Origin of the sequence: Faecousia intestinalis, assembly GCF_040096185.1 — a bacterium.
In the GTDB taxonomy this organism is placed as follows: domain Bacteria; phylum Bacillota; class Clostridia; order Oscillospirales; family Oscillospiraceae; genus JAZOXB01.
This window is the reverse complement of record NZ_JBBMFF010000037.1, coordinates 1-1,210: the sequence shown is the minus strand read 5'-3', so window position 1 is coordinate 1,210 and position 1,210 is coordinate 1. Positions and strand designations below refer to the sequence as shown.

Here is a 1,210-nt window from a genome sequence, read left to right as displayed (position 1 = left end):
CTGCGCTGCCGGTCTCTTTCCCACCGGCAGCGCAGGGGCCTTCGTTTTTCGAAATTCATGTTGATTTTTCAGTTCAGAGCGTGTATACTAGGCCTAGGGAATGAAAATTCCCGTAGACAGCAATAGGTTTGTCTGTCGCAGCGTTGAAGCAAGTGATGGGGTCAGCATGCCGTACACTTGTGGAGCTTTGACCGAGGGTTAGGCGGTTTCCACAGGCTGACGTAGGGTTTTTCCCGAATGAAAACGCCTCTTGCGGAGCTCTGTTAATGCAGGGTTCCGCTTTTTTATAAAAAAGCAGGTCGGAATGTGTCTTTTACGGGAAGCTGCCCATGCATGGCAGCAATTGACAGGAACAGAATACCGGATCACCGTTGGAAGGCGAGGAAAGAAATCTTCTTTTGCTTTGAGCTTCTCCTTTGCTGATTTCCCACATGTTGCCGGGATGCAGTATGCGCAGGATGTAGACTTCGGTCTGCGCCCGTCCGAATACTACGGCGAAAGGCTGATCCCTTCCATTTTGAGCGGAAAGCTTGAAGCGGCAAACATGGAGCGAAGCCGGAATTGGCTGCGGATCAAAGGCCGACTCAATGCGATCATTCATCTTCAGGAAACGCTTGACACCGAGTTCCTGATTGCACGTTTTCGTCCGAACCTGGTACGCATTCACTGCAAAATTGACGCAGAATACATCATTAAAAATTTGCACTCCGGCGAGGTTTTCTTCGTGTTTATCGACAAGGGTACCGGGCAGCGATATTATTGCAAGTCCGCATTTGAAAGAACCACGATAGATTATCTGGAAAACCAGGCTGTTCTGACTGTGCTGAAAAAAGAAAAAGTCATGAACGGCATTCCGACATTATTGTATCTGCATCCGAATTATATGGAAGACGCAGAAGCGTAAAACCGAGGCATCCGTCTGGTGTCTCGGTTTCGTTTTCGTATATTTTAAGAGACGTATCACCTGTAAATATATCTTTCTCGCATCTGTTGAAAATTTTTTTGAAAAAACCTGTCAGGAATGCGTTTCTGAAGACATATATAGGATGAAGGGGTTCCGCTCCCCTGCCCGCAGGCGAAGAGGCATCGCACGCGGCGCAGGACCTGCCAAAAGCCGGGCCCCGGCCGTTCTCCCGCAGCCATTCCGGCGCGGGCCGGCATGAAAATTTCCCTGCGCTGCCGGTCTCTTTCCCACCGGCAGCGCAGGGGC

The 1,210-nt window shown here is 50.2% G+C and carries 1 protein-coding gene; it reads left to right on the top strand.

Annotation, left to right across the window (positions count from 1 at the left end):
- Positions 1-304 precede the first annotated feature (304 nt).
- Positions 305-904 carry a PBECR4 domain-containing protein gene (locus tag WMO66_RS00380; RefSeq protein WP_349134429.1) on the top strand — a complete coding sequence of 200 codons (600 nt, stop codon included), beginning with the start codon at positions 305-307 and terminating at the stop codon, positions 902-904.
- Positions 905-1,210: the final 306 nt, after the last annotated feature.